Origin of the sequence: Gluconacetobacter azotocaptans, from assembly GCF_014174355.1 — a bacterium.
GTDB classification, from domain to species: domain Bacteria; phylum Pseudomonadota; class Alphaproteobacteria; order Acetobacterales; family Acetobacteraceae; genus Gluconacetobacter; species Gluconacetobacter azotocaptans.
Map to the genome: position 1 here is coordinate 57,268 of NZ_JABEQF010000005.1, position 25,209 is coordinate 82,476.

Genomic DNA, 25,209 nt, shown 5'->3' on the forward strand with positions numbered 1-25,209 from the left:
CCGATGATCCGCCTGCGCGACGTCAGCTTCCGCCATGAAGGCGTCCGGGACGACGTGCGGGAGGATAATCAGGGGGGCATCGCCCTGCGCCGGCTGTCGTTCGATGTGCCGCAGGGCGGCTTTCGCTGGCTGCTCGGCCCGTCAGGGGCCGGAAAATCCAGCCTGCTTCGGCTGCTGCACCTGGCCGTCCGGCCGACCTCGGGCCGGATGGAAATCCTGGGCATGGACATGGACCAGACGCGCCGCGCGGCCCTGGCCCGCCTGCGCCGGCGCATCGGCGTCGTCCATCAGGATTTCCGCCTGCTTCCCGACCTTCCGGTCTTCGACAACATCGCCCTGCCGCTGCGCCTGCAACACCGGCCGGAGGACGAAATCCGCGACGAAGTGCTGTCCATCCTCGACTGGGTGGGACTGCGCGCCCGCGCGACGGCCCGCCCGCCGCATCTGTCGGGGGGCGAGCAGCAGCGCGTGGCCATCGCCCGTGCCGTCATCCATCGTCCCGCGCTGGTGCTGGCCGACGAGCCTACCAACGCCCTGGACGACCAGCAGGCCAGCCGGCTGATGGAACTGTTCCAGGACCTGGCCGGGCTGGGCACCACCATCGTGGTGGCGACGCATAACGACGGGCTGGTCCGCCGCTATCCGGCGCACGAACTGGAACTGGCGCATGGACGGCTGGTGCGCGATGGCTGACCGCGCCGCGTCGGGGCGGCGTGCAAGCTGGTCGCAGGCGCGCCGCGCCGACGGCCTGGCCCTGCGCAACGCCATCCCGGACCGGCTGCTGCCGGTCCTGGTCGCCGCCATGGCGGTGCTGGCGGCCATGGCGCTGGCCGGGGCCACCGGCGCGCGTGTCCTGTCCGCCCGCTGGACCACCGGGGCGGCGTCCATCGTCACGGTGCAGGTGCCCCGCCCCGACGACCCCGCGCTGTCGGCGCCCATCGCCGCGCAACCCGCCCCCCTGTCGCGGGGCGACGCGGTGCTGGCGGCGCTGGCCGACATGCCGGGCGCGTCGCGCGTCCATCGGCTGGACAGGACGGAACTGGAGGCCCTGCTGTCGCCCTGGCTGGGCCACGGCGGCGGTTTCGCGCTGGCGCTGCCGGCGGTGATCGAACTGCATTTCGACCGCGCCGGCGCAGGGGACGCCGACGCCCTGGCCGCCCGGCTGAACGCCCGGGCGCCGGACACGCTGGTGGAACGCAACAGCCTGTGGAGCGACCGGTTGGGCGACCTGGCGCGCAGCCTGCAGACCTGCGCCATCCTTGCCGTGCTGATCGTCGTCGCGGTGGCCGCCGCGACCATCGCCGCGACGACGCGCGCGGGCCTGGGCGCGCGGCGGCAGGCGATCGAACTGATCCATTCCCTTGGCGCGACCGACGGCTATATCGCCGGGCGCTTCGCCCGGCGCACGGCGGTACTGGCCTTCACCGGCGGATTGATCGGCAGCCTGCTGGCACTGCCTCTGCTGGTGCTGCTGTCGCACCTGGCCGCCCCCTTTGCCGGCCCCCCCGCCATGGCGACACCGCCGGATGCATCCGGCTGGGCCGGCCTGCTGGACGCGCTGCCGTTGCCGCTGGCGGTGACGCTGCTGTCGCTGGCCCCGGCGGCGGCGCTGATCGGCTGGCTGACCACGCAGGTCACCGTCCGGACATGGCTGCGCCGCCTGCCATGAGGCGCGCCGCGCGGGGGGCGCCGTCGGCCCTGTCGATTTTCCTGCGCGGCCTCCTGTTTGGCCTGCTGGCCTGCGGCGTGGCCTGGGGCATCGGCTTCGCCTGGTTCTTCCACGACGCCCTGCGACCGGCCGGCCCGGCCCCCACCGCCGACGGGATCGTCGCGCTGACCGGCGGCCAGGGGCGGATCGAGGCCTCGCTGGACCTCCTGATGCAGGGGCACGGGCGGCAGTTGCTGATCTCGGGCGTCGATGCCCACGCCACGGTCGCCGCCGTGGCGGCGCGGGTGCAGGTACCGGTGTCCTGGGACGTCTGGTCCCGCGTCACGCTGGGACGGCGGGCGACCTCGACCATCGGCAATGCGGACGAAACCGCCGACTGGGCGCGCGCGCATGCCATCCGATCGCTGATCGTCGTGACGGCGGGCTACCATATCCGGCGGGCAATGATGGAAATCGGCCGGACCCTGCCGGATGTCACCCTGTACCCCTGCCCCATCCTGCCCCCGGCGCTGCGCCACCCCTGGCGCGCGGCGTCCATCCGGCTGATGGCGACGGAATATGACAAATGGATCATGGCCAGCTTGGGCCTGGCCCGTGACATGAACGGGCAGCCAAAGGCGTGACACGCGCCCCGGTCGGGGTGGCCCAGGTGGGCCTTGTGTCGGGATGGCTTTTCTGGTGTACGCCGACACGTCGCGCGCCACTGGCGCCTGTTTTGTCCGGGGTGGTCCTGCCTGCCATGACGCTGATCCGCGCATGCCTGTTCAATTTCTATTTCGTGGTGCTGACGATCGTGCTCGGGGTCGCGGCCCTGCCGATCCGCCTGTTCGCCAGGCCACTGGCGCTGCCCTACGCCAAGCTGTGGACCCGGTTGTCGATCGCCGGCCTGCGCGCGATCTGCGGGATCGACGTCATCGTCACGGGGCGCGAGCATCTGCCGGCGGGCCCCTGCCTGCTGGCGTCGCAGCATCAGTCGGCGTTCGACACGCTGGTCTGGATGAATCTGGTGGACCGGCCGTCCTATGTGATGAAGGAAGAACTGACCCGTCTCCCGCTGGTCGGGCCGATGCTGCTGCTGGCGGGCATGATCCCGGTCCGCCGTGCCGACGGGGCCAAGGCGCTGCGCGCACTGCTGGCCGCGACCCAGCATGCCGCCGACGACGGGCGGCAGATCATCATCTTCCCCGAAGGCACGCGAACCCGACCGGGCGAAGCGGTCCGCCTGCAGCCCGGGATTGCAGCGATGGCCGCCCATACCGGTCTGCCCGTCGTCCCGGTGGCGACCGATTCCGGCCTGCGCTGGTCGCGCAACGCCTTCGTCAAACATCCCGGCCCGATCCATATCGCCATCGGTCCCGCCTTGGCGCCCGGCTTGGGCCGGGCCAGAATTCTGCCTGCGATTTCAGTGGCATGGGAGAATCTGACCCGCGACTTCGGGGATGCGGCCCCGGGGGACGGATCTGTGGATAACTCTGTGGGCACCCCTATAAAAACGGGACATGCGCATTGAGGTCCCGTTCCGCCAGGGCGCACGCCGTACCGTTACATGAGCCGGCGGCGAAATAGGGCGAAACTGGGGCACCCACCAAAACTCCTGATAAAATCTTTATTTTTTCAGTTTGCGCTACCAAACCGGCAGGCCGCCCGGGCTGCTGCGCGCCCGCGCGCGCCTAGCCTTCCGGGCCTTGCCGCGCGCCGCGCATCCAGCCTGTGGACAAGTTCCGCTTTCCCGTTTGTGTCCCTGGGGCGGCCTGTGTGAAAGATTTATGAATCAGCGCCTTCGCTGCCATCCGCAAAGTGTTTTATCAAGGCCCGCATGCCCATCTTTCCGCCCCTGTTCGCCCCATCGCGCCACGCGCGGCGAATGCGCGCCCTGGGGCTGGCGCTGCTGTGTCTGGCGGCGGCGGACGGGGTGGCGTGGCTGGCCGCGCAGCATCTGCTGAACGACGCGCTGCGGGGCTGGACACAGGGGCTGGCAGCGCAAGGCTGGACCGTCCAGCCCGGCCGGCAGCGGCGCGGCGGATCGCTTCTGACGGCCCGGATCACGCTGACCTCCCCCCGCCTGCGCGGCCGGATCGGTACGCCGGCGGGCGGGTCGAGGGCCGCCCTGTGGGGCGGCGACAGGCTGACCCTGTCGCTGTCGGCGCTCCACCCCCTGTCCCTGCGCCTGGGCCTGGAGGGCGCGCAGGTGCTGCGGTTGTCCGACCCGGCCCGCCCGGGGCAGGACATGGCCGTGCGCTGGCAGGGCCAGCGTGTGCTGGGCTGGTTTCCGCTGGGCATGGCCCCGGCGGGGCGATCGGGCCGCGCAAGCTGGTCTGCCGCCCTGATGGATCTTCAAATCCTGGGGCCAGGGGCACGAGACGTCGCCTTCCGCCTGCGGGACGTGGCGGGACACGGGCTGTGGGACAGCGCGGCGGGTCCCCAGGGCAGCCGCCTGGCCCTGTCGGCAACCTGCGCGCGGATCGACCTGCCGCTGTCATGGCCGATGCCGCCGGGACTGCCGGACGCGCGATCCCTCCGCGATGCCGCCCTTGTCGTGGCGATCCCCGGCCGGGCGGATCCGCATGCGGCAGCCGCGCCGACGACGGTGCTGGTACAGGACGCCCGGGCTAGGTGGTCGACGCTGGCATGGCAGGCCGTCGGACGCGCCGACCTGCCGCCTGACGGCGCGGCCGATGGGGAGGCCACGCTGTCGGTCGAAGGCGTAGGCGGCACCCTCCGCACCCTGGCGCAGACCGGATCGCTCTCGCCGGATATCGGGCGGGTGGCGGCCGCCATCGACCGCTGGGCCGCGACCATGGCCGGCCCGCCGGGCCGCCCCGACGCGCCGGCCCTGACCGACCGGCGCATCAGCCTGCCGCTGCGGCTGCGCGCCGGCACGCTGTTCATCGGGGAGGTTCCGGTCGCGACCCTGGCGACGGGCGAGCTTTCACCCGCGTTCGCCCTACCGGCCCCTCGGCCCTGATGCCGGCCTACCGCTGCCCGGATGCGGGGGGCCCCATCCGCGCGTCGCGCAGCTCCGCCAGTTCGCGCCGCAGGCGGGCCAGCTCCTGCTCCATCGTCTCACCGTCCGTCGCGGCACCCGACGTTTCGGGGGCGGGCGTTTCGGGGGCGGGCGTTTCGGGGGCCGGGGCCGCTTCCGGCGCGATGTGACCGTTCCCACCCGCGGGGACATCGCCGCGCGACACATCCTCGGGTGGGCCGCCCTCGGGCACCGGGCGATACATCGACGAGAACATGGACATCGCCCGGTCCATCATCTCGATGTTCTGTCGGCCGATTTCTTCCATGCCGGGCGGAAGGAAGGTTTCCATGGTCCGCTGCATGGTGGCGCGGATCTGCTTCTGGCTGGCGGCGAACTGCTCCATCATCTGGTCCAGGTAATCGGGCACCAGCCCCTGCATGCTGTCGCCGTAGAAGCGGATCAACTGGCGCAGGAACGTCGCGGGCAGCATGGCGCGGCCCTTCGTTTCCTCTTCCATGATGATCTGGGTCAGGACGGACCGCGTGATGTCGTCGCCAGTACGCGCGTCGAAGATCACGAACTCCTTGCCACGACGCACCATATCCGCCAGCGTGTCGAGGGTGATGTAGATCGAGCTTTCGGTATCGTACAGACGCCGGTTGGCGTATTTCTTGATGACGATCGGGGCGACCGGGCTGTTGGCATCCGGCAAGATACCCTCCATCAGCGTGGCTAGGACCGACGAGGATAGCATGACCGGAAGGCCGATGCACAGATTGCCGATTTTCACCTCCTTGCCCCCCCTGCCATGACCGCGACCGATCCCCCCGATCCGGCGGCGCTGATGCGCGACTGGATGGCCATCTGGCAGAGCGAGGCCGCCACCCTGCGCATGGACCGCGAAATGGCCGACGCGGCGCGGCGCATGACCGACCTGTGGGCCGCCGGCTTCGCCGCCGCCACGCGCACCACCCCCGGCGCCACGCGGGACCCCACCCCGGCCGGAACAGACTATGGAACGCAGGATGGGGAACAGATCGCCACTGCCGCCGGAGGGCCCGATGCCCCGCCCGGACGCGCCCGGGCCGATGCTGCGCCGGGGGCCGCGCCCGCTGGCGATGCATCTGCTCTCCGCGACGACATCGCCGCCCTCGGCCAGCAGCTCGACCGGATCGAGCGGCGCCTCGCCCGGCTGGAATCCCGCATCGGCGACACCGGCCCTTCCGCCGGGGATTGATCCCGCCTTCATCGCCGGGGTAGCGGCCTATCGCCGGCACCCGTACCGGCGGGCCGAACCCGGCCCGATGTCCGTCCTGTGGTCGTGCGGCGACATGCGGGTCCTCGATTACGGGCAGCCCGGGGGCAGGCCCGTCCTGTTCGTGCCCAGCCTGATCAATCGGGGCTATATCCTGGACCTGATGCCGGGACGCTCGATGCTGCGCCATCTGGCGGCGCAGGGCCTGCGGCCGCTGCTGCTGGAATGGGGCTGGCCGGGCGAGGACGAACGGCGCTTGGATGTCGGCGGCTATGTCCAGGCACGGCTGGAACCGGCGCTGGCCGATATCGCAGACCAGTGCGGGCAGCCCGTCACTGTGGCCGGATACTGCATGGGCGGCCTGCTGGCCCTGGCGGCGGCGCAGCGCCGTCCCGATCTGGTTCGGGCGCTGGTGCTGCTGGCGACACCGTGGGATTTCGGCGCCGCGTCGCCCGAAGCCATCCGGACCCTGTCACGCCTGCTTGCGCCCCATGCGGGGATGATGGCGCTGACCGGTACCCTGCCGATCGATGCGTTGCAGACCGCCTTCGCCGCCGTCGATCCGGCCTCGATCATTCGGAAGTTCCGCGATTTCGGGGCCCTGCCGCAGGAAGATCCGCGCACGGCGCTGTACGTCGCCATGGAAGACTGGCTGAGCGATGGTGTGCCGCTGGCCGCCCCGGTCGCCATCGACTGCGTCCGGGACTGGTACGGCGCCAATCTGCCGATGCAGGGGGCGTGGCAGGTGGGCGGCACCGAGATCCAACCGCAGCGCCTGTCCCTGCCCACCCTGGTGGTGGTGCCGGCCCGCGACCGCATCGTGCCGCCCGGCAGCGCGCTCCCGCTGGCCGGGCTGATCCCCGGCGCGACCCTTCTACAGGTCGCGGGCGGCCATGTCGGGATGGTCGCCGGCCCCCGGGCGGAAGGGCTGCTGTGGACGCCGCTGACGGCATGGCTGCAACAGCATGCGTAAGCAGGGGCGGACCGGTCACGAAGAGGCTGGAAGCGGCCGGCCGATCCTGTAAGATCGCGTCAAAACACAGCAGGAAACGTCATGACATCTGCCCTGGCCCAAACACCCCGCGTCGCCCTGGTGACCGGTGGCACGCGGGGGATCGGGGCGGCCGTCAGCCGCGCGCTGCACGCGGCCGGGCATCGGGTCGTCGCCTCCTACGGGTCGAACGTGGCCGAGGCGCGCGCCTTCGAAACCGCCACGGGCATCCGCACCATGGCCTTCGATGTCGCGGCATTCGAGGCCTGCGCCGACGCGATGGACCGGATCGCCCAGGCCGAAGGCCCGGTGACCATCCTGGTCAACAATGCCGGCATCACCCGCGATTCGACCATGGGCCGCATGACGCGCGCGGCATGGGACGCCGTCATCGACACCAACCTGGGCGCGGCTTTCAACCTGTGCCGCCTGGCCATGCCGGTCATGCGGGCCGAGGGGTTCGGGCGGATCGTGAACATGGCCAGCATCAACGGCCAGACCGGCCAGTTCGGCCAGGCCAACTACGCCGCGTCGAAGGCCGGGCTGCAGGGCCTGACCCGCGCGCTGGCGCTGGAGGGCGCGCGGCACAACATCACCGTCAACACCATCGCCCCCGGCTACATCGATACCGCCATGCTGGAAACCGTGCCGCCCCAGATCCTGGCCGACATTGTCGCGCGCATCCCCGTCGGCCGCCTGGGCACGCCCGACGACGTGGCCCGCGCCGTCACCTTCCTGACGGCGGAGGATGCCGGCTTCATCACGGGCAGCACGATTTCGATAAACGGCGGTCAGCACATGCCCTGAGGGCGGGCGCCAAGTTCATGGCGAAGACACCGCCGTGCGGGCCAGGCAGTCGTGGCGGCTGGCCGTTTCGTACCATGCGGCCAGGGCCGGGCGCTGGTCGCGCCAGGGGTCGTCGGCGAAGCGGACGTCGAGATAGCCCAGCGCACAAGCCACCGACAGGATGCCCACATCGACCGGCCCGGCCAGCGACACCTCCGGCGGCGGCGCGGCCTCCAGCCGGTCGAGACTGCGCCTGATGGCGGCGGCCTGCCGCTGGACCAGCGGATCGTCCCGGTGGAGTCCCGCCCCTGCCAGACCGCGCCACAGCACGGCCGCGTCCGCAATCCCGTCGCCCAGCGCCTGAAGGCGCAGCGCGCGCCAGCGTTCCGGCCCCGCCGCCGGAATCACCCCGCCGCCGGCCAGCGCGTCCAGATATTCGACGATCACCGGACTGTCGTACACCCCCTCGCCCTCGGCGATTTCCAGCGTCGGAATCTTGCACAGCGGGTTCGCCGCCAGCACGTCGGGCGGCGCGGCCGAGATATTCACCACGACTTCCTCGATCCGATCCTCCAGGCCCAGGGCGATGATGGCAGCCCTGACCTTGCGGGCAAACGGGCTGAGGGAGGCATGATACAGCTTCACCGAAAGGCATCCTTTTGTTGTCGCAATCTGGCGAACGTCCCGACATCGGGGGCCAGCAGGAACGGGTTGGTCCGCTTTTCCAGGCCCAGCGTCACTGGCACCGTCGGCCGTGCCTCGGCGCGCAGGGTCTCGATTTCGGCGACGCGGGCATGCAGGGCGAAATTGTCCGGCTCGACCTCCATGGCGAAGCGGGTATTCGCCAGCGTATATTCATGCCCGCAGCAGATCAGCGTCGAATCCGGCAGCGCCGCGATCCGACGCAGCGAGTGATACATCTCCTCCGCCGTGCCCTCGAACAATCGTCCGCATCCCAGGCTGAACAGGGTATCTCCACAGAATAGGGCCGGGGTGGCGGGAAAATAGAACGCGATATGCCCGCGCGTATGGCCGGGCGTCTCCATCACCGTACCGATGGCGCCCCCCACGGCGATGGCGTCGCCGTCCACCACCGCGCGGTCCAGCATCGGCAGGCGGTAGGCGTCGGCCGCCGCCCCGGTGACGATCGAGCCGTAGCGCTTGCGCAGGACGTCGGTCGCCACCACGTGATCGGCATGATGATGTGTCAGGAAGATCTGGTCCAGGCGCCCTCCGGCCTCCTCCACCACCTCGACCAGCGGAGCTTCCTCGGCGGGATCCACCAGGGCCGTCGCGCCGCTTTCGCCGTCGCGGAGGAACCAGGCGTAATTGTCGTTCAGGATGGGAACCGGTCGGATCGAAAGGGGCATGATCAGTCTCCGTCTGCTGCGGCGCGCGCCGTCGGACCGTCGTCCGCGTGCATCCCCGATTCGACCGGCGCCGGGGACGCGCCGCTCTCCAACAGTTTGTGCTAATCGGGCATGATGCAAGACGACATCCGCGCCGCGTCCAGATTCTATGCCAGCAGGCCGGGAGAAAACACCGCCCATCTGCTGCGCCAGCGGCTGCACGTATTCTGGCCCGACACCGGGGCCGACCGGGTGCTGGGGCTGGGCTACACGCTGCCGTACCTGTCGCTGTGGTCCCGGCCGGCGGGGGGCCTGTGCGTCTCCGCCCGCCTCGACACCCATGTGACGCGCGACGCACCACGCGATATCGGGCCGGCGGCACGGGACTGCGTGGTGGCGGAAGACCGGCTGCCTTTTCCCGAACTGCATTTCGACCGCGTGGTCCTGATCCACGCGCTGGAGACCACCGACCGGCCGGACGACCTGCTGCGGTCGGTGTGGAAGGTCATGAAGGACGACGGGCGCCTGCTGCTGGTGGTGCCCAACCGGGCGGGCCTGTGGGCCCATTCCGACGGCACCCCGTTCGGACAGGGCGCCCCCTTTTCCCCCCGGCAGATCGCCCGCCGGCTGTCGCGCGCCTTCCTGCGCGCCGAACGCCATGACGGCGCGCTGTTCCTGCCGCCCGTGGGGGCCGCGCACCGGCGCCTCGCCGCCACGGTCGAAGCCGCCTGCCACATGGTACTGCCCGGGTTGGGCGGCGTCTTCGTCGTCGAGGCGGTCAAGGACGTCTATGCCGGCGTCCCCACCCCCACACCGGCCCTGATCCGCGCCCCGCGGCGCATTTACGAACCGGGCTGACCGGGCGCGCGATCCATGCCAGACTGGCCCCACGCTTGACCGTCGGACCCGAACCCTCCATGAACCTCGGCCCATGTCCCTGATCCAGTCCCTGAAACTTGTGATGGCCCGGCCGCATCCGGCCGCCCGTCCCTTCCTTCTGGCCTCCGGCGCCGGCGCGATCGCCGGGCGGGCCCTTCCCTGGCGTCCGGCGAAATGGCTGGGCACGGCCAGCGGCCTGTTCTTCGGGTTCTGCCTGTATTTCTTCCGCGACCCCGAGCGCGTCACCCCCACCGACGCCCATCTGGCGGTCGCCCCAGCCGACGGGCGGGTGGTGTCGGTCGAAAAGATCGCCCCCCCGGCGGAACTGGACATGGGCGACACGCCGGTCTGGCGCATCGCCACCTTCCTGTCGGTGCTGGACGTCCATGTGAACCGTATGCCGGCCGCCGGCACGGTGACGCGCGTCGCCTACCATCCGGGCCAGTTCCTGAATGCCAGCCTGGACAAGGCGTCCGAACTGAACGAACGCAACGCGCTGCGCCTGGCGCTGCCGGACGGGCGCAACCTCGCGGTCGTGCAGATCGCCGGCCTGATCGCCCGCCGCATCCTGTGCGACGCCGAGGAAGGCATGAATTTCGAGGCTGGCGAACGCTTCGGCCTGATCCGCTTCGGGTCGCGGACCGATCTGTACCTGCCCCCCGGGGTCGAACCGCTGGTGTCGACCGGCCAGACGATGATCGGCGGCGAAACGGTCATGGCGCGGCTCTGACCGCCATGGACGCCACCGACCCGCTGCCTGCCGGCCCGCGCCCGGCCGAAACACCGATCGCCCCGCCTCCGCCCCGCCGGCGGCGGCAGGCGCGGCGGCGTCCGCGGGTCCGGGGTCCGTCCTTCAACCGGCTGATCCCCAACATCATGACGATGCTGGGCCTGTGCGCCGGGCTGACGGGCATGCGCTTCGCGCTGGAAAACCGCTTCGGCGACGCGGCGGTGGCGCTGCTGATCGCGGCGTGCATCGACGGGCTGGATGGCCGGATCGCACGGCTGCTGCGCGGCACCAGCCGCTTCGGCGCGGAATTCGACAGCCTGTCGGACTTCCTGTGCTTCGGCGTGGCGCCGGGCTTCGTGCTGTATCTGTGGGCGCTGCGCGACGCCGGGCGCTACGGCTACCTGCCCTGCATCATGTTCACGGTCTGCATGGCCCTGCGGCTGGCGCGCTTCAACGCCAGCCTGGACGATACCGACAAGCCGAAATACGCCAGCAATTTCTTCACGGGCGTGCCGGCCCCGGCCGGCGCGGGCCTGGCGATGTTTCCGCTGTTCCTGGGGCTGGAGGCCCGCAAGCTGGGGTGGGAGGGCATCTACGCTCTGACCCGCCTGCCGCTGCTGCCTGCCCTGACGCTGAGCGGCACCGCCTTCCTGCTGGTGTCCACCCTGCCGGTCTGGTCGTTCAAGAACTTCAAGGTGCCGGCGGCCTATGTCCTGCCACTGATGCTGGGAACCGGGGCCTATGCCGCCGTCCTGGTGGCCGACCCGTGGGGCGCGCTGGCCGCCGCCGGGGTCATCTACATCGCCCTTCTGCCGCTGAGCCGCCGCAGCTTCCGCCGGCTGAAGGCCGAAGCCCAGAACCTTCAGGCCGAGGACGACGCGCCCGAGGCCGCCCCCCGGACATAGAGGCCGATCACGGGTTCAACGTCACGAGCGTGACGGCATGATCGAACTTGACGATGCGAACCGCGCTTCTCCCTGGCGCCATGGCTGTCATCATCGACCACGCAGCGCGCGGAGCCGTCGGCCTTACGACCACCGGGAGCAGCGCCGATGAATATGAAGCCTTCTCCCGCCCCGGAGTCACCGTCGGCGCACTGGCTCAACCGGACGGTTGCCGGCGCCGGACTGACCAGCGCGCTGGGGGATTTCTGCTACGAAACGACGACGGTCATCCTGCCGGCCTTCCTCGCCGTCCTTGGCGTCCCGGCGGCCGCCCTGGGACTGATCGAGGGGACCGCCGACGCGGTCGCCAGCTTCACCAAAATGGCCGCGGGATATGTCGCCGACAGATTCGGCCATCGGAAAGGCCTGGTCGTCGTCGGATACGGCCTGACACCCGTGGGGCAGGCCCTGATCGCGCTCGCAGGCGGATGGCCGCTCGTGCTGCTCGGACGTGTCGTGTCCTGGTTCGGCAAGGGCCTCCGGGGCCCGTTGCGCGACGTCATCGTCATCCAGTCCATCACGGCCGGGACACGGGGCCGGGCATTCGGCTTTCATCGGGCGATGGACACGCTGGGCGCGGTCATCGGGCCCCTGCTTGGCGTCATGCTGCTGGGGTGGGCCCGAGATCGTGGTTCCGGGATGCCGGCCGAACCGTTCCGTCTGGTGTTCTGGCTGACCCTGATCCCCGGCATGCTGGCGGTCCTGGCGTTCCTGACCCTCGTCGTGGATCCCGGACACTCGTCCAATCCCGCCCTTCGGTTCCTTTCGACGTTACGCGGCCTGCCCGCGTCATTCCGGCGCTATCTCGCCGCCGTGGGTGTCTTCGGTCTGGGCGATTTCTCGCACAGCCTGCTGATCCTGGCGGCCACCCAGCTTCTGACGCCTTCGACCGGCGTCATCAGGGCCGCCCAGATCGCGGGGCTGCTCTATGTCGGGCGCAACGTGACCCAGCTTATCGCCTCCTATCCCGCGGGCGCGCTGGCGGACCGTTTCGGTCACAGGGCCGTCCTGGTCTCGGGCTACGCCTCGGGGGCCATCGCAGCCGGGCTGACGGCGCTTGCATTCGCTTCCCGTGAAAGCAGTATTGTCCTGCTGGCCGCCATATTCTTCATCGCCGGATTGTGCGTCGCCGTCCAGGAGGCCCTGGAAGCGACGGTCGCGGCGGAAATGGTCCGGCAGGATACGCTGGCGACCAGCTATGGCGCCCTGGGCACGACGAACGGCGTTGCGAAATTCATCTCAAGTTCCGCCGTCGGTCTCATATGGACGGCCGTGTCGCCGACCTTGGGGTTTGCCCTCGCGGCGCTGACGATGGCCGCAGGCACGGTGCTCCTCCTGCGGCTTCGACCACGCTGACCCCTTTCTGCTCCCCTAACCGCCCAGCAAGCCGGCCAGCCCCGACAGGATCGCCGCCGGCGAGGGCGGACAGCCGGCAATGGCCAGGTCGATCGGCGCGCGGCCTTCCAGCCCGCCCAGCACCGCGTAATTTTCCGAAAACGGGCCGCCGTCGATCGCGCAGGCCCCGACGGCGACCAGCGCGCGCGGTTCGGGCATGGCGTGCCACGCGGCCTCCAGCACCGGGGCCATCACCCGCGTCAGCGGCCCCGTGACCAGCAGCACCTCGGCCAGACGGGGGGTCGTGACGAACGCGATCCCGGTGGCCGCCAGGCCGTAGGCGGCCCCGTCCAGGGCCGCCAGTTCCATCGCGCACCCCTCGCACCCGCCGGTCTCGATATGAAAGACCGGCAGCGGCCGCCGCGCCGCCACCGGCACGCGCGCGGGGGCATGCTTCCCGGTCGTGGCGGTCAGGATCGCCCGCAGGATCGCCATCGTTTCCCCTTGCTCTCATGACTGGCCGCCCTCTGCCCCAGCGGCCGAGGCGACCTGTTCCGCTCCGATGCCGGGCAGGATGCCGGCCCACACGGCAGATCCGCGCATACCCGTCACGGATACCCTCATCACTCTCGGTTTGAAGAGCATATCGACCCCTCACGACGAACTTCTATAAATCGGCGGCGGCGGCGGACAGGCCGAACGACCGGACGATCAGGTCCGCATCCTCCGGGTCCGCCCCGTCCAGCACATGTTCCAGCGCCGCCACATGCGTCAGGGCGGGATCGCGCGGGAATGCGGCCTGCACGACGCCGCCGGCCACGCGCGCCCAGTACCAGACCGCTCCGCGCGGCCCCTCGGCGCAGCCGATGCCCTCGCCCGTCTGGCGGGACAATACGTCGCGCGGGGCGCCGTCGGGCACCCAGTCCCGGCGCGCCGCCGCCAGAATCCGGCAACTGCCGCCGATCTCGGCCACGCGCTGGTCGATCCGGGCGGCGACGTCGCCGTCGCCCCGAACACCGCTATCCAGCCATTCGCGCCGATAGCCGGGCTCCAGCCGCCGCGCATCGTCCTCGCGCGCCGAGGCCCGGCCCACTACGCCGCCTACCCCCAGCGCGCGGGCCATGGCCTCGGCCAGCGTGCCGCAGCCCCGCACCCGCCCCGCCAGGCCGGGCCAGGCCAGATGGCGGCGGATCTCGCGCAGCATGTCGTCCCCCCTGCCGGCGATCTGCCCCGCCACCGCGCCGATCGTCGCGACATCGCCATCCAGCATGCCGCCCGGCACCACCAGGTCCATCAGCATCCGATGCCCGAACGTCCGGCCGCACAGATGCAGGACCTCCTCGCGCAGGCGTTCGCAGCAGGCGGCCAGCGCCGATGCCCCGGCCGCCCGGCCGATGCGCGACAGATCGTGCAGATGGGTGGCGACCCGCTCGATTTCCGCCAGGATCACCCGGCTGCGCATGGCGTCGGCGCCGATCGCGGTGTCGGTCGCGGCCTCGATCGCGCGGCACAGGGCCGCCTGATGCGCGACCGACGCCCCGGCGGCCGCACGCCCGGCCAGCCGCGCCGCCGCCGCGAACTCCATCCCGCGCATGCGGGCAACCAGGCCCCGATGGGCATAGCCCAGCCGCCATTCCGCCCCTGCGATCCCGCCGCCGGTCAGCCCCAGCCGCAGATGACCGGGCGCCTGCGGCATGCCGTCGGCGGGGCCGATGCCCTGGACCATCCCGTTCGCGCGGGCCACCGCCGGGATGGGGCGGAATTCGGGGGGATCGGGCGGCCAGGACACCGGCCCCGGCCGCGCGCCCAGCGGCCAGGTGCCGGTCCACAGGCCATGATCCAGCCACGGCCGGACATCGCGGGCGTTCATCGCCTCGATCCCCCACAGATCGTGCAGGCAGCGTTCGGGCAGGGAGGCCGCCGGACGGACGGACGACAGGCCCAGATAGCGCCCCGTCTCCGGCACGACACTGGCAACCAGCGGAGACTCGCCTCCGTCGAGGAACAGGGCATGGACGTCCTGCCCGTCCGACCACAGGCCGACAAACGGCAGGGGATCGTCCCGCAACGCCTCCACCAGGCCATGCCAGCCGTCCTCATCCAGTCGGAAGCGCCATGCCCCGGCCTCGGCCTCGCCCTGGCGGATCAGGGCGGCCGCCGGCCCGTTCGCCCCGTTCCTCATCTGCCGGCCCCGCCCGTAACCGCGACGACCGTCAGGACCACCATTCCCGCCAGCAGCAGCGCAACAGCCAGCCACGCGGGGCGGTCGCGGGCGGCGGAGGCCACATCACCCGGCCCGTCCGCCACAAATCCGGTCCGCGCGCATCCGGGCACCAGCCCCAGCAGCAACGGACCGACCAGCAGCGGGGCCGCATCACAGACCGCCAGCACCGTCAGCACCAGCCCCCCGAACGGCAGGAAGGGCGGTCTAAGCGCCAGCGCGGCCCGCAGCCACCGGGCCGCCATGCCGCCGGAGGCGGACGTCCCCGCCAGCGGCCCCAGCAGCGCCACCGACACCAGCAGCGCGACCGCCCCGACCTGCCCGGCCCGGCCGCCTGCCCCGGCGGCCACCGCCGCCAGCCCGACCAGCATGCCCAGCGCAAGCCGCTCCCGGCGGCTGGCCGACGCGGCCCGCATCGGCAGGACCACCAGCCATATCGTCGCGATCCCCAGCATCATCGTGTCCCACTGGGCCTGCCCCCCCAGATGACGCAGGACCGGGACACTGGCCATGACCGGCGCCAGCGCGGCGGGCATGGCATAGTCCCCGGCCGCCAGCACGACCGGGGCGGCCGGGCCCAGTCCGGCGACCGTCCCCAGGCCCACGGACAGCAGCACGCCGCCCAGCCCGTCCAGCCGGCCGGCGCCCTCCGGCGCGGCAATCGGCAGCATCGCCCCCGGTACGGCCAACAGAATCCCGGACAGGTCCAGCCGAAACAGATCCCATCCCGTGCGCGCCGCGCCGCGCGTCGTCGCGATCGCCAGCGCCGCCAGCACCGCGACACCCCCGATGGCCACAGCACCGGACAGCGGATCGGCGCAGGCGGTCGCCACCGTGGCCCCGCCGGCCAGCCCATGCGTCAGGGCCCCGCCGCCCCGCTGCCCCACTGCCCCGGCCGGCGACAGGACGCAGGACAGGCACAGCGTCAGCAGCGGCAACGGCAGCAGCACGCACAGCACGCCGGGCGGCGTCATGAAGGGTGTGCCTGCCCAGCCGCCGCCCGCGCAGGCCGCCAGCACCGCCAGGCCCAGGCCGATCGCGGACAGGCCGACCGCAGCCGACCGCGCCGAGGCCTGCGGACAGGCCGCCAGCACCGCCATCGACAGAAACGGCCAGCACAGCGCGGCCGGAAGCAGAAGCGGCAGACTCATTCCGCGACCCGCCCCCAGGCAAGGCGCCGCAGGCAGACGAACGCCACCAGCATCGTCGCCCCCAGCAGCACGACCGCCCCCGCCAGCATCGCCCCGCGCCCCGACAGGCCGGCCAGCAGCATCAACCCGTCCAGGGCGCAGGCCAACCCGGCACACTGCCCCACCACCGAACGCCGCACGGCGGCGGCCAGAACCCCGCACAGGATCACGGCCAGCGCGGCGATCAGGCCCAGGCGGGCCGATTCGTCCGCCATGCCCTGCGGCACCGCAATCACGGCCAGGACCGTCAGCCCCAGCCCGCCTCCCATGCACACCGCCCGTTCCCCCGCGGAAGGCGGCGCGTCCTCCAGCCGGGCCAGTCCCCAGGCCAGGGGCAGAATGGCGGCCATCACCACCACGGCCGCCAGACACGGCAGCAGCGGGGCCGCCGCGTCATGGGCGGCGGCCAGCAGAGCCGCCGCGACCAGCCCGCCATGCCACAGCAGCGGCCAGCCGCGCCTGCCCGACAGGATGACCGACAGGAAAATCAGCAGGCCCAGCAGCAGCGACAGCATCATCCGAACTCCCGCCCCGCAAACAGCACCACCACCGCCAGCACCCCGAACAGCATCGCCAGCCCCAGGCGCGCCCGCAGCCCCCGGTCCAGCGACAGCACGACAAGCCGCGCCGCCACCAGGCCGGCGCACAGCACCGCCGTGCGCAGCACCCACGCCCCCAGCCCGGCCAGCAGCGCCGTCGGCGCGGGCGGCATCGCCCCCTCTGCCATGGCCAGGCCGCCGGGCCAGATCATGTCGCCGGCCAGCGTCATCCAGACCAGCACCGCCAGGTCGCGCGCCAGTTCCAGCGCCGCGCGATCGGGGCCGGCCACGTTCGCCAGCAGGTCGGCCGCCTGGGCCTCGGCGCCGCCCCAGGCGTCGTCCAGTCCGGCGATCAGCAGCGCCACGGCGGCCAGCACCAGCGGCGTCTGCAATCCGGCGACGTCCGCATCGTGCATCCGCGCCAGCAGCCCGTCGATCCCGGTGACACCGGTCGCAAGCCCGGCCACCGCGATGACCACCGGCATGACCGTCTGCATCATCGCAAGACCCGTCGCCACGCTGATCGCAGCCCGCCCCGCCCGCGCCACCCCCGGCCCCAGCGCCGTCACGGCCAGCCCCAGCCGCACCAGCCCCAGCAACCCCGCGACCACCAGCAGGTCGGACAACCCCGCCCCCGGCAGGCCGAGGGCCACGGATGGCACCAGGCAACATGCCGCAAGTGCCGCCGCCAGCGTCGCGCCGGCCAGCAGGCCGGTCGCCGACGCCCCGGCCGTGCGCAGCCCGCGCCGGCGCGCCAGCGCCAGGACCCACCGCCAGCGCATCACGGGGGATGGAGCGCCGCGCCCGGCAAGACCCGCCACACACCAGTCCACCAATCCGCGCACCACCGGGGCCACGGCAACCATCAGGACCACATGAAGGCCCAGCAACGGCAGGCCGAGGAACCAGGCCAGAACCTCCCGCATCATCCGGCCCACATCCGGATCAGGGACGCAACGACGATCCAGGCCAGGACCAGCGCCATCGCATGCCGCGCCGTCAGCGCCGCCGCGCGATCATCGAGCTCCGCCGCCCTTCGGCCCACCCACCGGACGGCCCGGAGCAGCCCGCGCACCGGCCCCCGGAGCAGCCGCGTCAGCCCCAGCACCGCATCCAGCCGGCCGACGAACAGACCCGGGCCGGCCTGGGTCGCCGGGTCGCCAAAGGGCATCCAGGGCGGCGACGGAGGCGCCCCCTCGGTCCATGCCACCGTCGGCCGGGCGGGCAAAGCCCCGCCAAGGCGGGACAGCATCAGCACCACACCCCCGCACAGGCCGAACAGCAGCACGATGCCCGCCGGATAGAACGTGCCGGTGCCCCCCGCAGCCGACAGCGACAGCGGGGACGGCCGTGCACCGTCCGGCACCGCAGCACCCAGGGGCACCGCGCCGCCCAGGGCCGCGACCTGCCAGCCCGCGGCGCGCGTCAGCCACAGCCACAGGCCGGGCAGGACCGAGACCGCGCCCGCGACGCCGAGGCAGGACAGCGCCGCCCCCAGACGGGCCGGCGACAGGTCGGCCGCGGCGGCGCAGCGCGGCGTTCGCGGCCGCCCCAGCAACAATATGGCCCCCATCCGGACCCCGGCCAGCAGCAGCAGGCCCGACACGATCCCACCGCCGCACAAGGCCAGCAGCGACGGGATCTCACCCGCCAGGCCGTCGGCGCGCGGCAGGGCCAGCAGCGACTGCACCAGCAGCCACAGCACCGCGAAGCCGGCCAGCGGCGGCAGGGCGCAGGCGATGGCCAGCGCCAGCGCCAGAGTCGCGCCGGCGCGTGGCATCAACGCCGCCAGGCCGCCCACCCGCGCCAGGACCAGCGGCCCGGCCTCGCGCGTGATGCCGGAAGTGACCAGAATCGCCGCCAGGACCGCCATTCCGGCCCCGGCCGGCAGCAGAAACAGCGTCCGGGCCGCGCCCAGCGCCAGCAGCGGCAGGTCGTCGGCCCGACCGACCACGGCCAGCCCCACCAGCAGCATGGCCACCCCGCCCCAGGCCGCCAGCATCCCTGCAAGCACACGTGGCGCGTCGCGCGCCGTCAGCGCCCGCCCCCCTCCGGCCATGGCCAGCAGCAGACCGATGCCCCCGATCCCCATGCCCCACGAGGCGCCGATCCGCCCCGCCGGCCAGTCGACCAGCATCCGCACCAGCAGGCAGCAGCCGAGCACGAAGCCGGCCAGTTCCCCGGCCCCGGCGGGCCGCACACGCCGCGCGCCCGACAGCGGCCGTGGCGACAATCCCATCAGGAGGGCCGCGAACAGCAGCACAGGCGCCGGCAGGATCGCCAGCCGCCATCCCCCCATCGCGGCCCCGCCCCCGTCCGCCAGCAGGGCCGTGGCCACGGCCCCGGCCAGCACGCCCCACGCCACGCCCCGGCCGGCGTGGATCATCGGCAGTACCGTCGCCGCCCCCACTCCGAACAGGACCGGATGACCCGTCGTCGCGGCCAGGGCGGCCCCGGCCAAAGCAGAGGGGGCCAGTGGACGCTCCGCCGTGCCTGACGCCAGCCCCACAGCCGAAATCACCAGAACGAACGGCAGGGACAGCGCATCGACCCGCACGACGGCCAGCAACGCCGCCGGCATGGACCGGCCGGACGATTGAAGGGGGACATAAACCAGTGCCGGCAGGCATGCCATCGCCAGCCCCAGGACCAGCGCCAGGGCCCAGCCGGCACGGATGGCGGCTGCTGGGACCGGCATCAGGGACGCGGCAAGAATCCCGGACAGGACAATCAGAAGCAGAATCGGAAAGATGCGGAGATTCCCTGGCTGTCTGACCGGACGCGGCCGCGCGGCATCAAACCATGCCGGTCAGATCATGGCGAGGGGAACCTTGCGGCGGGGCGGCGGGATCGACCGGTCGATCGCGGCCAGATCCGCCTCAGTCAGCACGATGTCCGCCGCCGCCACGTTCTGGCGCTGATGAGGCAGGCTGGCGGCCTTGGGAATCGCCAGCATGTTGGGCTGGCGCAGCACCCAGGCCAGCGCCACCTGCGCCGGCGTGGCCGGCCCCAGCGCCGTTTCATGCCGCGCCGCGATCCGTGCCAGCACGGGCGCACGCAGCAGTTCCCCACCCTGGCCCAGCGGCGAATAGGCCATGGTAACAACGGATTGCCTGCGGTCGTCCTCCAGCAGGTCGTATTCCACCCCGCGATAATCGAGGCTGTAGAGAATCTGGTTGGCCAGGCAGCCGTCCGGCGAAATACGGTGCACGTCCGCCATGTCGTCCACATCGAAATTGGACACGCCCCAGGCCCCGATCAGCCCTTCGGCCTTCAGCCGCTCGAACGCCTCGATCGTTTCCTCCAGCGGCACCGCGCCCGGCCAGTGCAGCAGGTACAGGTCGATCCGCTCGGTGCCCAGCCGGCGCAGCGACGCCCGGCAGCTTTCCGCCACACCCTGGCGCGAGGCGTTGGAGGGCAGGATCTTGCTCACCAGGAACACCTCGTCGCGCCGGCCGGCGATCGCCTGCCCGACCAGCGTTTCGGACCGGCCGCCCCCGTACATCTCGGCGGTGTCGATGACCCGCAGCCCCAGATCCAGCCCCGCGCGAAGACTTTCGACTTCCTGCGCGCGACGGTCGGCGCGGTCGCCGATATTCCACGTCCCCATGCCGAGTGCCGGAACCTGCGTGCCATTGGAAAATGTGACGGTGCCCATCATGCGGATTTGCCCTCCCAGTGCGTACTCCGGCCCCGACCTTTCAGGCCTTGCGGGTCCATCCTTTTGCCTGCTGCTGCCAGTAGACAAGGGTGTGGCCGGCCTCGCGGCAAGCCGCCCAGCGGCGGCGCGCCCCGGCCACGGCCTCGGGGTCGCCGCCGTCGAACAGGTCGAAGATACGCTCGAACGGTTGCGGATCGGCGCAGGCGACCCCGTCGACCAGAAACAGGTAGGTGGCGCCGTTGGGGGCGTCCTCGCCTTCGGTCAGCCAGATGGGCTGGAGCGCCGCATGCCCCAGCGCCGCCGTGCCGTGCGGCAGCCAGACCGGCTCGGCCGACCGCCACAGCGCGTCATCCAGTTCTTTTACCCGGCCCGCATCGGCGCAGCGCACGACCGCGCGCCGTCCGGCCTCCAGCGTGCGTCCCAGCAAGGGCGGCAACGCCTGGTCCAGCGACGATCGCGTCAGATGATAGAACCCGATTTCCGCCATGGTGCCCCGGTCGCGCCCCTGTGTTCTGCCGCGCCCCCTTGCTCAGCCCTCGTAATGTTCGCGGACGAACTGGTCCAGCAGGCGGACGCCGAAGCCCGAGGCCCCCTTGGGCGTGCAGGGCACCCCCTTCTTGGCCCAGGCGGTGCCGGCGATGTCCAGATGCGCCCAGGGCACCTGGTTGACGAAATATTCCAGGAATTTCGCCGCCGTGATCGCCCCCGCCGGGCGGCCGCCCACGTTCTTCAGGTCCGCGATGTCCGAGCGCAGGGCCTCGCGATAGGCATCGGCCATCGGCATGCGCCACAGGCGCTCGCCGGTTTCCTCGCCCGCGGCCGACAGGCGCTGCGCCAGCGTGTCGTCGTTGGAGAACAGGCCCGCGTGCTCATGCCCCAGGCCGACGACGATGGCGCCGGTCAGGGTCGCCAGGTCGACCATCAGGCGCGGCCGGAAGCGGTCCTGCACGTACCAGAGCACATCCGCCAGCACCAGCCGCCCCTCGGCATCGGTGTTGATGACCTCGATCGTCTGGCCCGAACAGGTCCGCACCACGTCGCCGGGGCGCTGGGCGTTGCCGGCCAGCATGTTTTCGACCAGCCCGACCGCGCCGACGACATTGACGCGCGCCTTGCGGCCCGCCAGGGCCGCCATCAACCCCACCACGGCGGCGGCGCCGGCCATGTCAGTCTTCATCTCCTCCATCCCGCCAGCCGGCTTGATCGAGATTCCGCCCGAATCGAAGGTCACGCCCTTGCCGATGAAGGCCAGCGGGGCCTCGTCGGTCCCGGCGCCGTTCCAGCGCATCAGCACCGTCCGGGGCGGGGCGTCGCTGCCCTGCGCCACGCCAAGCAGCGCGCCGAACCCCAGTTCGGCCATCGCCGCGCCGTCCAGCACCTCGATCTCGACCCCCAGTTCGCGCAGGGCCTCGATCCGCTGGGCGAATTCGGGGGGCCGCAGGGCATTCGCGGGTTCGCTGACCAGGTCGCGGGTCAGGCAGACGCCCCGCGTCACCGCCGACAGCCCCGCCCAGGCCGCCTTGGCGTGCGCCGCCGCCGGCGTCAGGATGTCCAGCCTGTCCAGCCGCCAGCGGGCGTCTTCCGGGATGCGGGTCTGGTAGTGGTCGAACCGGTACGCGGCCAGCGTCCCCCCATGGGCGGCATGGGCCACCAGGGCGGCAGGCACGCCGTCCACGGCGAGGGTCGCGGACTCGGCCAGCTTGCCCAGCGCCGTCACGGCGGCGCCGGCGGCGGTCTCGACCGTGCGGACTCCGATCTCGGCGCTCTTGCCCAGCCCCACCAGCAGGACGCGGTCGAAACCACCGCCGGGCGCCAGAATCATGCAGGTCCGTCCGCTGCCGAACCCGAACGCTGCCGCAGCGACGGCGCGCGACAGCGCCCCCCCGGTCGCCGCGTCGGCGGCCGCGAACAGGGGCGGACGCGGGCCGTCCTCGGCCACCAGCAGGGCCAACACCCCGCCGGCAGGCAGGTCGGCGGCGGAAAACTGTATCTGCAGCATGGGGCGATCGCTCCGGTATCGAGTAGGGAACGGCACGGTCCCCTGAAATATCCGCCCAGAATGACGCATGCGCGCCCATCTGTCCAAAATCCAATATCCCGCGCCCGACCAGGGCCCCCGACCTTGGACACAGAAACACGCATGACGCCGAAGCACGAGTGGGTTAAGTCGGATGGCATGAACACGCCCTCCCTCTTCCATCCCGGCGACCGGGACCTTCTGGCCCTTGCCACCCGCCTGGCCGGTGAAGCCGCGGAACTGATCCGCACGATCCGCGCCCGGGGGTTCCAGACCGTCACGAAATCCGACTCCTCCCCGGTGACCGAGGCCGACCACGCGGCGGAGGCCCATATCCTGGCCGGGCTGCGCGCCGCCGCCCCGCACATTCCCGTCATCGCCGAGGAGGAGGCCGCCGCCGGAATCGAGATCGCGCACGGTGATGTCTTCTGGCTGGTCGACCCGCTGGACGGCACGCGGGAATTCGCCGCCGGCCGTGACGATTTCACGGTGAATATCGGGCTGGTCCGCGACGGCCGCGCGGTGCTGGGCGCGGTGGCGCTGCCGGCCTATCACGAACTGTACGCGGCCCATGTCGCCGACGGCGCCCGCCGGTTCGACCGGGACGGCGAACACGCCATCCACGTCCGCCCTGCTCCGGACGAGGGCCTGACCGTCCTGGCGTCGCGCCATTATGCCGACGACCCGCGGCTGGCGACGTTCCTGGGCGGGCATCCCATCGCATCGCTGGGCAATATCGGGTCGGCGGCCAAGTTCATCCGCGTGGCCGAAGGCCGCGCCGACCTGTACCCCCGGCTGGGCCCGACCATGGAATGGGACACCGCCGCCCCCCAGGCGGTGGTCGAGGCCGCCGGCGGAACTGTCACCCTGCTGGATGGTTCCCCCCTGCGCTACGGCAAGCCGCAATGGCGCAATCCGCAGTTCATCTGCGCGGGAAAGCGGGAGCATTCCTGACGATGTCAGGCTATAATCCCGCCTGACGTCCGGCATGACCGGGCAGGCCCGGACGCGGGCCGCAGCAGTGACCACAGCGCAAGTGACGGGTAACGGAGACAGGATGACAGAGCGTCTGGACGCAAGCGCCGCCGGGATCGCCCGGGCGGCCGACCTGCTGCGGGCGGGCCGGCTGGTCGCCTTCGGGACCGAGACCGTCTACGGGCTGGGTGCGGACGCGACCGACGACGCGGCCGTCGCGCGTATCTTCGCGGCCAAGGAACGCCCGCGCTTCAACCCGCTGATCAGCCATTTCGCCGACGCCGAGGCCGCCTTCCGCGAAGGCGTGCCCACCGACCTGGCCCGCCGCCTGGCCGAACGCTTCTGGCCCGGCCCGCTGACGCTGGTGCTGCCGCGCCAGCCCGGCGGCACCGTCTCGGACCTTGCGGCGGCGGGCCTGCCGTCGGTGGCGGTGCGTGTGCCGCGCGGCACTGTTGCCACCCAACTGCTGCGCGCCGTCGGCCGACCGGTCGCCGCACCGTCGGCCAACCTGTCGGGCAAGGTCAGCCCGTCGGACGCCTATCATGTGCTGCGCGGCCTTCAGGGACGCATCGATGCGGTGCTGGATTCCGGCCCATGCCCGGTGGGGGTGGAAAGCACCGTCCTGGACCTGACCGGCACGTCCCCGGTGCTGCTGCGGCCCGGCGGCATCACGGTTGAGGCGCTGGAGGAGGTCTGCGGCCCGATCTCGCACCCCGACGATTACGCCCACACCCTGCCCACCTCGCCCGGGCAGCTGGCGTCGCATTACGCGCCGGGCCTGCCGGTGCGGCTGGATGCGCAGGATGTCGCCCCCGACGAGGCCCTGCTGGCCTTCGGGCCGGAAATTCCGGGGGCGGGGCTGGTCTGGAACCTCAGCCCCGAGGGACGGCTGGACGAGGCCGCGGCCCGTCTGTTCGCCGGCCTGCGCTTCCTGGACAGCGAGGGCGCGCGGCGCGGACTGTCGCGGATCGCGGCGATGCCGATCCCCCGCGTGGGCCTGGGCCGGGCCATCCGCGACCGCCTGCGCCGCGCTGCTTCCCCCCGGCCGATATGACGCCCCGTCCGACAATGGGCCGCATGACCGCCACCTGTCCCCCTCCCCGCTGACACATGGCCATGAGCAACGCCTTCGACCCCAAGGAACTGAAGATCCTGTCGGACATCCTGGCCCTGGTGCTGGAGGATCAGCCGGGACAGTCCGCCAATGCGCTGGAGGCGATCCGCAACCGCGCGCGCCGCAACGCCGTGACCGGCGGCGCGCTGAAGAATCTGTTCACCGCCATCGCGCCCAATCCGCCCGCGCGCCAGCCCCGTGCCCGCGCCCCGCGCGCCAGCGCCGGCGCCGGTGCAGCCGAGATGCAGGTCGCCCGTGCCCATATCGCGCAGCTGACCGAAAGCCTGAACAAGCTCGACCTCGACCTGCGCAGCGCCCGTGCGCGGGCCGAGGAACTGCGCTCGCAGCTTTATCTGACGCAGCAGGCCCGTGCGGAGACCCAGGCCGCCCTGTCGATCATGCAGGCCCGCCCGGCGAAGCGGCGGCCGGTCATCGTCCTGGCCGTCACGGTCGGCGCCCTTGCCGGAATCGCCGGAACCAGCCTGTATCACGCCTTCGACACGCCCGCGCCGGGCATCGCGGCCCCCCTGCGCTGATCCTGCATATACGGGGCGCCGCGCACACCAGTCCGCCGCCTGCCTGAAACCTG

At 71.9% G+C, this 25,209-nt stretch carries 27 protein-coding genes; 15 read left to right on the forward strand and 12 right to left on the reverse strand.

Annotated features, from left to right (window positions below):
* Positions 1–3: 3 nt before the first annotated feature.
* From HLH34_RS07880 to HLH34_RS07900, 5 genes are all read left to right on the forward strand, one after another.
* Positions 4–693, forward strand: coding sequence for a cell division ATP-binding protein FtsE (locus HLH34_RS07880; protein WP_183119065.1), 690 nt, complete (start codon positions 4–6; stop codon positions 691–693).
* The gene (locus HLH34_RS07885) at positions 668–1,669 is read left to right on the forward strand and encodes an FtsX-like permease family protein (protein ID WP_244959758.1); all 1,002 of its coding nucleotides are present in this window, start codon (positions 668–670) and stop codon (positions 1,667–1,669) included. The genes HLH34_RS07880 and HLH34_RS07885 overlap by 26 nt, the downstream gene beginning before the upstream one ends.
* Positions 1,648–2,292, forward strand: a complete 645-nt coding sequence (locus HLH34_RS07890) for a YdcF family protein (RefSeq protein ID WP_183119066.1) — start codon at positions 1,648–1,650, stop codon at positions 2,290–2,292. The genes HLH34_RS07885 and HLH34_RS07890 overlap by 22 nt, the downstream gene beginning before the upstream one ends.
* Positions 2,293–2,408: 116 nt before the next feature.
* Positions 2,409–3,179, forward strand: coding sequence for a lysophospholipid acyltransferase family protein (locus HLH34_RS07895; RefSeq protein ID WP_183119067.1), 771 nt, complete (start codon positions 2,409–2,411; stop codon positions 3,177–3,179).
* Between the two features lie 306 nt (positions 3,180–3,485).
* Positions 3,486–4,634, forward strand: coding sequence for a DUF2125 domain-containing protein (locus HLH34_RS07900; RefSeq protein ID WP_183119068.1), 1,149 nt, complete (start codon positions 3,486–3,488; stop codon positions 4,632–4,634).
* 7 nt (positions 4,635–4,641) lie between these two features.
* Here HLH34_RS07900 and phaR read toward each other — a convergent pair whose 3' ends face one another.
* Positions 4,642–5,424, reverse strand: a complete 783-nt coding sequence (gene phaR / locus HLH34_RS07905) for a polyhydroxyalkanoate synthesis repressor PhaR (RefSeq protein ID WP_306417764.1) — start codon at positions 5,422–5,424, stop codon at positions 4,642–4,644.
* Positions 5,425–5,442: 18 nt separating this feature from the next.
* Here phaR and HLH34_RS19350 point away from each other — a divergent pair, with 18 nt between their 5' ends.
* The 3 genes from HLH34_RS19350 to phbB all read left to right on the forward strand — a co-directional run bounded on the left by HLH34_RS19350 (position 5,443) and on the right by phbB (position 7,687).
* Positions 5,443–5,871 carry a hypothetical protein gene (locus HLH34_RS19350; protein WP_244959760.1) on the forward strand — a complete coding sequence of 143 codons (429 nt, stop codon included), beginning with the start codon at positions 5,443–5,445 and terminating at the stop codon, positions 5,869–5,871.
* Positions 5,753–6,862 carry an alpha/beta fold hydrolase gene (locus tag HLH34_RS07910; protein ID WP_244959761.1) on the forward strand — a complete coding sequence of 370 codons (1,110 nt, stop codon included), beginning with the start codon at positions 5,753–5,755 and terminating at the stop codon, positions 6,860–6,862. Before HLH34_RS19350 ends, HLH34_RS07910 begins: the two co-directional genes overlap by 119 nt.
* An 81-nt stretch (positions 6,863–6,943) precedes the next feature.
* On the forward strand, positions 6,944–7,687 hold the full coding sequence (gene phbB / locus HLH34_RS07915; RefSeq protein ID WP_183119070.1) for an acetoacetyl-CoA reductase: 744 nt from the start codon (positions 6,944–6,946) through the stop codon (positions 7,685–7,687).
* Positions 7,688–7,702: 15 nt separating this feature from the next.
* Here the strand turns inward: phbB and HLH34_RS07920 are convergent, their stop codons facing one another.
* Complete coding sequence (locus tag HLH34_RS07920) at positions 7,703–8,311, reverse strand: glutathione S-transferase N-terminal domain-containing protein (RefSeq protein ID WP_183119071.1); 609 nt, start codon at positions 8,309–8,311, stop codon at positions 7,703–7,705.
* Positions 8,308–9,036 carry a hydroxyacylglutathione hydrolase gene (gene gloB / locus HLH34_RS07925; protein WP_183119072.1) on the reverse strand — a complete coding sequence of 243 codons (729 nt, stop codon included), beginning with the start codon at positions 9,034–9,036 and terminating at the stop codon, positions 8,308–8,310. Before gloB ends, HLH34_RS07920 begins: the two co-directional genes overlap by 4 nt.
* Before the next feature lie 111 nt (positions 9,037–9,147).
* Here gloB and HLH34_RS07930 point away from each other — a divergent pair, with 111 nt between their 5' ends.
* The 4 genes from HLH34_RS07930 to HLH34_RS07945 all read left to right on the forward strand — a co-directional run bounded on the left by HLH34_RS07930 (position 9,148) and on the right by HLH34_RS07945 (position 12,924).
* The gene (locus HLH34_RS07930; RefSeq protein WP_240162201.1) at positions 9,148–9,873 is read left to right on the forward strand and encodes a methyltransferase domain-containing protein; all 726 of its coding nucleotides are present in this window, start codon (positions 9,148–9,150) and stop codon (positions 9,871–9,873) included.
* Positions 9,874–9,946: 73 nt separating this feature from the next.
* Positions 9,947–10,624, forward strand: a complete 678-nt coding sequence (locus tag HLH34_RS07935; RefSeq protein WP_183119073.1) for a phosphatidylserine decarboxylase — start codon at positions 9,947–9,949, stop codon at positions 10,622–10,624.
* Positions 10,625–10,629: 5 nt separating this feature from the next.
* On the forward strand, positions 10,630–11,529 hold the full coding sequence (locus HLH34_RS07940) for a CDP-alcohol phosphatidyltransferase family protein (RefSeq protein ID WP_240162202.1): 900 nt from the start codon (positions 10,630–10,632) through the stop codon (positions 11,527–11,529).
* A 153-nt stretch (positions 11,530–11,682) separates the two neighbouring features.
* Positions 11,683–12,924 carry an MFS transporter gene (locus HLH34_RS07945; protein ID WP_183119309.1) on the forward strand — a complete coding sequence of 414 codons (1,242 nt, stop codon included), beginning with the start codon at positions 11,683–11,685 and terminating at the stop codon, positions 12,922–12,924.
* Positions 12,925–12,939: 15 nt separating this feature from the next.
* On the opposite strand, the gene HLH34_RS07950 is transcribed toward HLH34_RS07945, so the two are convergent.
* The 9 genes from HLH34_RS07950 to HLH34_RS07990 form a co-directional block, all read right to left on the reverse strand.
* On the reverse strand, positions 12,940–13,398 hold the full coding sequence (locus tag HLH34_RS07950) for an NADH-quinone oxidoreductase subunit B family protein (RefSeq protein ID WP_183119074.1): 459 nt from the start codon (positions 13,396–13,398) through the stop codon (positions 12,940–12,942).
* A 172-nt stretch (positions 13,399–13,570) separates the two neighbouring features.
* The gene (locus HLH34_RS07955) at positions 13,571–15,085 is read right to left on the reverse strand and encodes an NADH-quinone oxidoreductase subunit D-related protein (protein WP_183119075.1); all 1,515 of its coding nucleotides are present in this window, start codon (positions 15,083–15,085) and stop codon (positions 13,571–13,573) included.
* On the reverse strand, positions 15,082–16,275 hold the full coding sequence (locus tag HLH34_RS07960; protein ID WP_183119076.1) for a hypothetical protein: 1,194 nt from the start codon (positions 16,273–16,275) through the stop codon (positions 15,082–15,084). Before HLH34_RS07960 ends, HLH34_RS07955 begins: the two co-directional genes overlap by 4 nt.
* On the reverse strand, positions 16,272–16,832 hold the full coding sequence (locus tag HLH34_RS07965) for a hypothetical protein (RefSeq protein WP_183119077.1): 561 nt from the start codon (positions 16,830–16,832) through the stop codon (positions 16,272–16,274). The genes HLH34_RS07960 and HLH34_RS07965 overlap by 4 nt, the downstream gene beginning before the upstream one ends.
* Complete coding sequence (locus HLH34_RS07970; RefSeq protein WP_183119078.1) at positions 16,829–17,782, reverse strand: hypothetical protein; 954 nt, start codon at positions 17,780–17,782, stop codon at positions 16,829–16,831. The genes HLH34_RS07965 and HLH34_RS07970 overlap by 4 nt, the downstream gene beginning before the upstream one ends.
* The gene (locus HLH34_RS07975; protein ID WP_244959764.1) at positions 17,779–19,551 is read right to left on the reverse strand and encodes a hypothetical protein; all 1,773 of its coding nucleotides are present in this window, start codon (positions 19,549–19,551) and stop codon (positions 17,779–17,781) included. Before HLH34_RS07975 ends, HLH34_RS07970 begins: the two co-directional genes overlap by 4 nt.
* Positions 19,552–19,662: 111 nt before the next feature.
* Positions 19,663–20,514 carry an aldo/keto reductase gene (locus HLH34_RS07980; RefSeq protein ID WP_183119079.1) on the reverse strand — a complete coding sequence of 284 codons (852 nt, stop codon included), beginning with the start codon at positions 20,512–20,514 and terminating at the stop codon, positions 19,663–19,665.
* A gap of 40 nt (positions 20,515–20,554) precedes the next feature.
* The gene (locus HLH34_RS07985) at positions 20,555–21,001 is read right to left on the reverse strand and encodes a DNA polymerase III subunit chi (RefSeq protein WP_183119080.1); all 447 of its coding nucleotides are present in this window, start codon (positions 20,999–21,001) and stop codon (positions 20,555–20,557) included.
* A gap of 42 nt (positions 21,002–21,043) precedes the next feature.
* Positions 21,044–22,513 carry a leucyl aminopeptidase gene (locus HLH34_RS07990; RefSeq protein WP_183119081.1) on the reverse strand — a complete coding sequence of 490 codons (1,470 nt, stop codon included), beginning with the start codon at positions 22,511–22,513 and terminating at the stop codon, positions 21,044–21,046.
* A gap of 177 nt (positions 22,514–22,690) precedes the next feature.
* Between HLH34_RS07990 and cysQ the strand changes: the two genes are divergently transcribed.
* The 3 genes from cysQ to HLH34_RS08005 all read left to right on the forward strand — a co-directional run bounded on the left by cysQ (position 22,691) and on the right by HLH34_RS08005 (position 25,156).
* Positions 22,691–23,485 carry a 3'(2'),5'-bisphosphate nucleotidase CysQ gene (cysQ, locus tag HLH34_RS07995; RefSeq protein WP_183119082.1) on the forward strand — a complete coding sequence of 265 codons (795 nt, stop codon included), beginning with the start codon at positions 22,691–22,693 and terminating at the stop codon, positions 23,483–23,485.
* A gap of 103 nt (positions 23,486–23,588) precedes the next feature.
* Complete coding sequence (locus HLH34_RS08000; RefSeq protein ID WP_183119083.1) at positions 23,589–24,560, forward strand: L-threonylcarbamoyladenylate synthase; 972 nt, start codon at positions 23,589–23,591, stop codon at positions 24,558–24,560.
* 62 nt (positions 24,561–24,622) lie between these two features.
* Complete coding sequence (locus tag HLH34_RS08005; protein ID WP_183119084.1) at positions 24,623–25,156, forward strand: hypothetical protein; 534 nt, start codon at positions 24,623–24,625, stop codon at positions 25,154–25,156.
* Positions 25,157–25,209 lie beyond the last annotated feature (53 nt).

Excerpts from the sequence above, each read along its gene's own strand:
- HLH34_RS07985 (WP_183119080.1), bottom strand. The coding sequence starts at position 21,001 with ATGGCGGAAATCGGGTTCTATCATCTGACGCGATCGTCGCTGGACCAG.
- HLH34_RS07895 (WP_183119067.1), top strand. The coding sequence starts at position 2,409 with ATGACGCTGATCCGCGCATGCCTGTTCAATTTCTATTTCGTGGTGCTG.
- HLH34_RS08000 (WP_183119083.1), top strand. The coding sequence starts at position 23,589 with ATGACAGAGCGTCTGGACGCAAGCGCCGCCGGGATCGCCCGGGCGGCC.
- HLH34_RS07935 (WP_183119073.1), top strand. The coding sequence starts at position 9,947 with ATGTCCCTGATCCAGTCCCTGAAACTTGTGATGGCCCGGCCGCATCCG.
- phbB (WP_183119070.1), top strand. The coding sequence starts at position 6,944 with ATGACATCTGCCCTGGCCCAAACACCCCGCGTCGCCCTGGTGACCGGT.
- HLH34_RS07930 (WP_240162201.1), top strand. The coding sequence starts at position 9,148 with ATGATGCAAGACGACATCCGCGCCGCGTCCAGATTCTATGCCAGCAGG.
- HLH34_RS07910 (WP_244959761.1), top strand. The coding sequence starts at position 5,753 with ATGCATCTGCTCTCCGCGACGACATCGCCGCCCTCGGCCAGCAGCTCG.
- HLH34_RS07885 (WP_244959758.1), top strand. The coding sequence starts at position 668 with ATGGACGGCTGGTGCGCGATGGCTGACCGCGCCGCGTCGGGGCGGCGT.
- HLH34_RS07890 (WP_183119066.1), top strand. The coding sequence starts at position 1,648 with ATGGCTGCGCCGCCTGCCATGAGGCGCGCCGCGCGGGGGGCGCCGTCG.
- HLH34_RS07955 (WP_183119075.1), bottom strand. The coding sequence starts at position 15,085 with ATGAGGAACGGGGCGAACGGGCCGGCGGCCGCCCTGATCCGCCAGGGC.
- HLH34_RS07940 (WP_240162202.1), top strand. The coding sequence starts at position 10,630 with ATGGACGCCACCGACCCGCTGCCTGCCGGCCCGCGCCCGGCCGAAACA.
- HLH34_RS07975 (WP_244959764.1), bottom strand. The coding sequence starts at position 19,551 with ATGCCGGTCCCAGCAGCCGCCATCCGTGCCGGCTGGGCCCTGGCGCTG.
- HLH34_RS07950 (WP_183119074.1), bottom strand. The coding sequence starts at position 13,398 with ATGGCGATCCTGCGGGCGATCCTGACCGCCACGACCGGGAAGCATGCC.
- cysQ (WP_183119082.1), top strand. The coding sequence starts at position 22,691 with ATGAACACGCCCTCCCTCTTCCATCCCGGCGACCGGGACCTTCTGGCC.
- HLH34_RS07900 (WP_183119068.1), top strand. The coding sequence starts at position 3,486 with ATGCCCATCTTTCCGCCCCTGTTCGCCCCATCGCGCCACGCGCGGCGA.
- gloB (WP_183119072.1), bottom strand. The coding sequence starts at position 9,036 with ATGCCCCTTTCGATCCGACCGGTTCCCATCCTGAACGACAATTACGCC.
- HLH34_RS07980 (WP_183119079.1), bottom strand. The coding sequence starts at position 20,514 with ATGATGGGCACCGTCACATTTTCCAATGGCACGCAGGTTCCGGCACTC.
- HLH34_RS07945 (WP_183119309.1), top strand. The coding sequence starts at position 11,683 with ATGAAGCCTTCTCCCGCCCCGGAGTCACCGTCGGCGCACTGGCTCAAC.
- HLH34_RS07960 (WP_183119076.1), bottom strand. The coding sequence starts at position 16,275 with ATGAGTCTGCCGCTTCTGCTTCCGGCCGCGCTGTGCTGGCCGTTTCTG.
- HLH34_RS07965 (WP_183119077.1), bottom strand. The coding sequence starts at position 16,832 with ATGATGCTGTCGCTGCTGCTGGGCCTGCTGATTTTCCTGTCGGTCATC.
- HLH34_RS07880 (WP_183119065.1), top strand. The coding sequence starts at position 4 with ATGATCCGCCTGCGCGACGTCAGCTTCCGCCATGAAGGCGTCCGGGAC.
- HLH34_RS19350 (WP_244959760.1), top strand. The coding sequence starts at position 5,443 with ATGACCGCGACCGATCCCCCCGATCCGGCGGCGCTGATGCGCGACTGG.
- HLH34_RS08005 (WP_183119084.1), top strand. The coding sequence starts at position 24,623 with ATGAGCAACGCCTTCGACCCCAAGGAACTGAAGATCCTGTCGGACATC.
- HLH34_RS07990 (WP_183119081.1), bottom strand. The coding sequence starts at position 22,513 with ATGCTGCAGATACAGTTTTCCGCCGCCGACCTGCCTGCCGGCGGGGTG.
- HLH34_RS07970 (WP_183119078.1), bottom strand. The coding sequence starts at position 17,782 with ATGATGCGGGAGGTTCTGGCCTGGTTCCTCGGCCTGCCGTTGCTGGGC.